The following is a 6,955-nucleotide window of genomic DNA, read 5'->3' as shown; positions in this document are numbered from 1 at the left end:
GAAGGGTACCACCAATCAGCAGTTGGCCACCTCTCGCCATTCATCCATGAGTGTCGCACTTATTATCTGAATTCCCGTTTTTCTATTCCCTCTATTTAGTTAAAAAATATTGTGCCTTTTCGGTTGTCATAAATTCTGCTGGTTAGATATTGGTTGTTATCTAAACGCCCTCGATTGATCAGCATCAAGCGATGTCATGACTGCGTTTTGTGTAATAATAAATAATCATCTAAACAGTTTTTATAAATGGCATTGCGCAATAAATATGGATGCCCCGTCACCAATATATGTATCAAGGTTGTTCCTCCTTCGTCAGACTCCACCTGGACACATATATCAGGTTCCTAAGTCATTCCACATTTCCCGCTCCATGCCATCCATAAAAAGGGATTCTCCACCCCACTGCGTTCGCAAGCTCACTACGGGGGTTACGGGTTCGCTACTCTCACCACATCCCCATACTTACGCACTTTTGTGCGCGTAAGTATGGTTTTAAAACGCGTTCTTACGTGGTATCACGCCTCGTACTTACGTGTGTGGCAGTCGGCATTACCATGTTGTGTATTGTCAACTTCCTCCCATTTTAAAATGATTGCATTTAGATAATTAGCCCTGAGTTTTTTGACTATGATAAATCATTCCCACTGGATTCATTTTTCCCTCTGCGTATGAATGCGGCCAATCCTCTATTCCCCACAGAATTATTATTGACCTGATTTATTACTGGAGACTCAGGCTTGATATAATGTGTATTATCCGCTGATAGCTGACTGTGAGTCATACGAATTCCGCTTAAATCGGCATCAGCAGGGCAGCTAGGCAGTCGCCCACCTCTAGCCAATTTCCTATTGCCATAACGGTCAACAGAGCCAGTGGCCTGATGGCCCATCAAATATGCAATACGTTGGCGGTCCATTCCGGAACCTTTGAGCTCAGAGCCGAGCTGGTGACGCCAGCTATAAAATGTGGGTAGAGCCCTACGCCTAGGCCATAGTTTTTTACCAGCAGCCCGCAGCCTGTCCTGCATCACACCAATGTCTACTCGTTTCGCCTGCATGACACAATATCTGAGCAGGCCAGAATCGATGCCATCCAACAGTAAAGTGCGGTCTGCCCCCCGTTGTCCGCTATGGCTTTTTTTAGCGCCCGTCACAATAAGCCGATTTCCATCCACTCTCAGACCTGAAAGCTCTGCGGGTCTAATACCTGCGTTTTTAAAAATGAGGATGGCAGAAACCATACTAATGTCACCACGCTGGTTAAAATATGATTTCAGAGCATCCTCATCTGCCTGATTGATCGCCCTCGCGCGGGGCTGTCTGGATTTTTTTGATAAATTACTACCATGTGCAGTCACAGGGTTTTTCGCCCTCCGAATACGCTCGGCAGCATCAACATAGCCCAGCATATTCTGGTGATATGCCAGAGCACATCGCAGTCTCCGCCAATACCCTGGTCGGTAATCTGGTGCACAGGCTAGCAATTCATTAGAAATATTTTTTGCCGTGAGTGGTATCGCCCTATTTTCAAGGCGTTGGTAAAAAAATTCAGCCAGCTTCGTATACTCAAACTCAGTCTTTTTGGTAGTCATATATCTCCTAGGGCTCTTTTCGGCCCCTATTTAAAATCTATTATCTTAACGCAACAGTTATGAGCGCCAGCCATATAGGATAACACCTCACGTAACGTTTATCGTAAAATGATAGTGAACGGTATCACTACAATAATTGAATTATTGCATACAGTATTATATCGTGGATTTGTTGTTAGTTAAATAAAACCACTTGACCTATAAGAATATATTGTTTTTGTCTACTCCCCATCGCTGGCTCAATTTATGTATAGCTGCCATCCGCCTATCATCCATATGTAATGTAGATGAGCTATTAACGGAAATATCGTGTATTCTCGAATCACTATCGTCTATAGACGCAGTGTCTGAACCATAACACTGATGAGACTCGTCGGATTTAGCTATCGTAGCTGGTTCCAGTTTCGTAAAACCATTAAAACAGCGGTCCAGCACAGTATCCTCAACGGCATCATAATCAGGTGCATCCTCTACAATCCATTTCCCGTAGTGCCTATATATCATGGCGGTACTGGTTAGCCCCATTTTACGGGCAATCCGCTCTACAGAGACGCCCGCAGTGAGCATCTGACTCGCATAGGTGTGGCGGAATTGGCTAGGCCCTCGATAGCGTACAGCTACTCGTTCACAATAGGGCCTAAAAAATGCCTCCCGAAAATCGTCAACAGAGACATAGGGCCGATCTTCTTCCTGCGAATACGCCAATAAGGTTCTATACATCTGTAAAGATTTTTTATTGTCCGCTTGTAATACAGTAATTAACTGAGGTTGTCTTTGATGGGCATACTCAACCAGTGTTTTGGCTGCGCTCAGAGTCCAGCCACACAGTTCAATGACCCGTTTTGACTCCCTGGTTTTTGGGATTTTAAATTCCTTATCCACCAGCGCTAAATCGATAAACAGCTGCTGCTTATTCAGATCAATTGACTCGACAGTAAGAGCCATGAGTTCGCTAATTCGCAGCCCAGTACCGATTCCCAGGGTGATTAATGCCACCTCAATCGGGTAATGCTCCTCGCAACTCCTCAGAGCCTGGATCTCATGCTGTAAAAATGGATCGGGATCGTTGGAAGATGTTTTACACGTTTTTATATTTTGTATCGGACTCATGGCAATCAGCCTATCGTCCACAGCCCGAGTGAATATCTGCCGCAAGATTGAGAGATAGTGATTTACAGTTTTGTTACTATATTCCTGATGCAACCTAGCCAAAAAGAGGCCCATGTCGGTTGCGGTCACATCAGAGATAATCTGCCTACCAATCCATTTATTCAGCTGTTCAGATTTGCGACGAAAAGCCTTAAATGTAGCTGGCGCATATGCCGGCTTCATAATAAGAACATTATTTTTTAGTGCCACTTCAATCGTCATTGCCATCCTGTTTTTTCTATACGCCATTAACTCCATCCTCATGTCATTTGCGGTGAGACTAACCGCATCAAAACGACATGTCAACATGCAAAATCACATTTTTTCAGGCTTGTCAATATCCATTTTTACTAATATCTCAGTGAAATTTAAGACAGGTTATTAGATATTCCTAATGTGCGTCATTCATCACCAGAAAAAACAATATAAATAGTCCAGATGAAATTATTTATATTATTTAATAATCTTATTCTGGGCGGTGAGGGAGAACAAATTTAAGCGCATCAGAAAAATCTAATTGTTCTACTACAGCCTGCAAACGCTGCACTGTGGATTTTTTTCCATAATGGCGATAGGTAAAACCAATTTTGCTATGTCCTGCCAGGTCTGCGACCGCATGTTCGGGTGTATCACGCTGTTGCAGCTCATCAATAACGGTGTGACGGAACCCATAGGCGGTAGGTCGTTGCCCCGCCACAAATCCCAGTTTCCCCAGGTAGCGGGAGAAGCGGCACTCGAAATTTTTGGTCCATTCGCCAAACTCCCCTGTAGCCGTACAACTGAATAGCTGCACATGGCCCTGCCTACGTCGTAATTCGACATAATGCAGGAATCCCAGCGCAATCAACCTGCTGTGGATGGGTACGAGTCGCCTGCTGTTGCCGTTTTTGATCGACTGCGCCTCTCCCTCGTCGGTAATGTTGAGGCAAGCGATATTATTCTGGGTCATCACATCACTGACACGTAGCTGACAGATCTCCGCAGGCCGTGCGCCAGTGTGTAGTAGTACCAAGGGTATCCAATAGTCATCGACGTTGCTGTAAGCGTGCTGGGTGAAGTTTACCGAGCTGAACAATGCCCTGAGCTGGGTGGGCTCCCAGCGCTGTCGTGGGGTCGGCTGCGCACATTTTATTTTGACCTGATCAAATGGATTTTTGGCCGTATATTCCATCTGCACAGCAAAATTCAGCATCTGGGTACAGGCCGCCTTGTATTCACGCACAGTCTTCAGTCCCTTACTGGTCGCCAGCTCCTGAACAAACTGATCTACATGCCTGAATTTCAAAGCCTGTACGAAGAAGCCACCACCCACAGCGTTGATAAGTGCTGTTGTACGAGTCTGGAGCTGCTGGAGCGAACGTGATGAGATTTTTTCATTCGATTTGCGCTCCAGAAACTCAGCCTGCAACTGGCCCATTGCCTTGGGCACTGTAACCGGATCAAGGTGCTGCATCGGCTCAAGAGACGGCTGTAACTGCGATGCCCTCATTGGAGAGTCGCAGCAGGATGCTGCTGACACGTCATCGGGCTGACTATAAGGAAGTGGGGACGACTGAATAAGCCCGTTAGCAGAGGAAAGCAGTTGTTGGCGTAAGCGAGCCAGATCCGGCGCGATAAGGTCTCGAAAACGGGTCGTCGGCTGATGGCTGTCAGTCCTCAAGAGAGCGGGTAATCTGCCCATCATTATCTTGATGCCATGTGCTGCAACCAGATTGCGTAGCGTGGCTTCACTGCGATCCTTGGTGAGCAGGGAGACTCGGATCTCTAGGGGGCAGCCTAACAGGCGGAGGGATTGGGGAAACGGAATGCGGGTGTAGTAGTTTCCGTTTCGGTTTTTCAGCAGGTAGCTCGGCATGATCGTGACACCTCATAGTGACACTGGCCTTTTCGCTCCTCCAGAAACGAAAAAACCCCATGAAATTCATGGGGTTGATTCACAATCAATTTGGCGGTGAGGGAGGGATTCGAACCCTCGATACGTTGCCGTATACACACTTTCCAGGCGTGCTCCTTCAGCCACTCGGACACCTCACCAAATTTTTACTTCTTGAAGTGGCTTTCGGAGCACGCTGAGTGTGCATCTTGCCGACTTCGTCGGTGGGCAGCCTCTCGGTCACCTCACCCAATTTTGGTCTGTTGTTTAATGTGCTCAGCCAGCACCTCGTTCGTTGCGCCGTTGCGCTGGAGCGGGGCGTAATGTACGGGATACGACGGCATGCGGTCAATGCAATTTTTCACTTTTTGCGTTCGTTTGCTCATTATCCGAACCAAGTGACTAAAAACTTGCCGTTTCGTATCCCTTTCAATCAATTTCCAGCCGCTTCGTGCAAATGCTCGCCTTTGAGTGCCTCTTCCAGCGAGCCGTAGAATTCCAGCTGACCGGGCACCGGACGCACCTTGGCGCGCGCCAGGGTCTTGAGTGGCTGGAACTGCAGCTCGGCCACCCGCAATTGCACCCCCGCCTTGGCCATCTGCTTTTCAAACTGCAGGAAGGCGGAGAGGCCACCCGCGTCCAGAATGGAAACCGCCTCCATCTGCAGCACCAGCAGCTTGTGTCCCTTGACCTGGGCCACCAGCTCGCCGAACACCCGCTCGGCGGCCGCGAAGAACAGCGGGCCGTTGACCTTGTAGAGCAGCGCCTGCTCAGGCACTTCCTGGGCATAGCGCTTGTGATCCGCCAGATTGTGCAGCTTGGTCATCTTGGCAATCTCGCGCATGAACAGCAGGGAGGCGAGGATCACCCCGAAGGTGATGGCGATAACCATGTCGAAGATGACGGTCAGCGACAGGCAGACCAGCAGCACCAGCACGTCGGATCTGGGGGCGCGGCGAATGAGCTCCACCACCTTGTGCGCCTCGCTCATGTTCCAGGCGACGATGAGCAGCAGGGCCGCCATGGCCGAGAGCGGCAGCCAGGAGAGCCAGGGCGCCAGCACCAGGATGGCAGCCAGCACCACCAGCGCATGCACGATGCCGGAGATGGGAGAGGTTGCCCCGGCCCGCACGTTGGCGGCGGAACGGGCAATGGCGGCGGTGGCAGTGATGCCGCCGAAGAAGGGAGCGACTATGTTGCCAAGCCCCTGCCCCACCAGCTCGGCGTTGGAGCTGTGCTTGCGACCCGTCATGCCATCCAGTACCACGGCGCAGAGCAGGGATTCGATGGCCCCCAGCATCGCCATGGAGAAAGCCGCGGGCAGCAGGCGCTCGATGGCGGCCAGGTTCCACTCCACCGGCGAACCATCCGGCCCCGGCAGGGCCCATGGCATCACCAGGGTCGGCGCAATGGGCGGGATCCCCATGCCCTGGCTACCGTTGGCCAGGGTATAGCTGAACTTGCTGCCGATGGTGGCCACGTCCACCCCGAACTGATGCAGGCCAAAGCCAAGGCCCACCCCCACCAGCACGGCGGGCAGGTGGCCGGGCACTGGCAGACGCAGGCGCGGCCAGAGCAGCAGCACCGCCAGGGTCGCAACCCCCACCAGCGTATCCCCCCACTGCCAGCTGGGCAGGGCATGGGCCAGTGCCTCGACTTTGCCAATATAGGTCTCCGGCATCTCGGGCACCTGCAGACCGAAGAAGTCCTTGATCTGCAAGGTGGCGATCACGATGGCGATACCACCGGTAAAGCCCAGGGTCACCGAAGGCGGAATGTACTCGATGAGGCGTCCGAGCCGGGCCACCCCCATGGCCACCAGGAAAAAGCCCGAGATCAGGGTCGCCATCAACAGGCCACCCACGCCGAACTGCTGGGCCACCGGATAGAGGATCACCACGAAGGCGGCGGTCGGCCCCGAGATGGAGAAGCGGGAGCCACCGGTCACGGCGATGACGATACCGGCGATGATGGCGGTATAGAGACCGTGCTGGGGCGGCACACCACTGGCAATGGCCAGCGCCATGGCCAGCGGAATGGCGATGATGCCGACCGTGATGCCGGCGATCAGGTCGCGGCCGAAGCGGGGAACGCTGTAGGGTTCGTCAATACAGGATTGGCGTAAAGCAATGGCCAGCTTCACGCTTTGCAAAGGTGCTTGGTTGTGCATGTATTCGTAATACCAGAAGAGGGAGATAAAGGCCGGATTGAACCGGCGCCCGATCATCATCAAGGGCCGGCAGAGCTGTCGACACGGCGATGGTATCCTGGCCAACCATACCCCAGCCGATGAAATATTTCGATGGGCGGGATCAATGAATGACCGTTACCACGCAATATTG

General features: G+C 51.3%; 4 protein-coding genes and 1 tRNA gene. All 5 read right to left on the bottom strand.

All coding sequences use genetic code 11. The features are described 5' to 3' along the window. Positions 1-625 precede the first annotated feature (625 nt). The 5 genes from PG897_RS16130 to dauA all read right to left on the bottom strand — a co-directional run bounded on the left by PG897_RS16130 (position 626) and on the right by dauA (position 6,843). Entirely contained in the window at positions 626-1,591 is a 966-nt protein-coding gene (locus PG897_RS16130; RefSeq protein WP_149153970.1) for a site-specific integrase, read from the bottom strand. Positions 1,592-1,789: 198 nt separating this feature from the next. Further along, on the bottom strand, positions 1,790-2,962 hold the full coding sequence (locus PG897_RS16125) for a tyrosine-type recombinase/integrase (RefSeq protein WP_199763661.1): 1,173 nt from the start codon (positions 2,960-2,962) through the stop codon (positions 1,790-1,792). A 244-nt stretch (positions 2,963-3,206) separates the two neighbouring features. Continuing rightward, the gene (locus PG897_RS16120; RefSeq protein ID WP_063625531.1) at positions 3,207-4,595 is read right to left on the bottom strand and encodes a site-specific integrase; all 1,389 of its coding nucleotides are present in this window, start codon (positions 4,593-4,595) and stop codon (positions 3,207-3,209) included. A gap of 91 nt (positions 4,596-4,686) precedes the next feature. Beyond that, positions 4,687-4,774 (bottom strand) — tRNA-Ser (locus tag PG897_RS16115). Between the two features lie 272 nt (positions 4,775-5,046). Further along, positions 5,047-6,843 carry a C4-dicarboxylic acid transporter DauA gene (dauA, locus tag PG897_RS16110; RefSeq protein ID WP_197069865.1) on the bottom strand — a complete coding sequence of 599 codons (1,797 nt, stop codon included), beginning with the start codon at positions 6,841-6,843 and terminating at the stop codon, positions 5,047-5,049. Positions 6,844-6,955: the final 112 nt, after the last annotated feature.

Source organism: Aeromonas sp. QDB20, assembly GCF_027707805.1.
Classification (GTDB): domain Bacteria; phylum Pseudomonadota; class Gammaproteobacteria; order Enterobacterales; family Aeromonadaceae; genus Aeromonas; species Aeromonas dhakensis.
The sequence above is the reverse complement of the archived record's forward strand: the minus strand, read 5'-3'. Positions and strand labels throughout refer to the sequence as shown.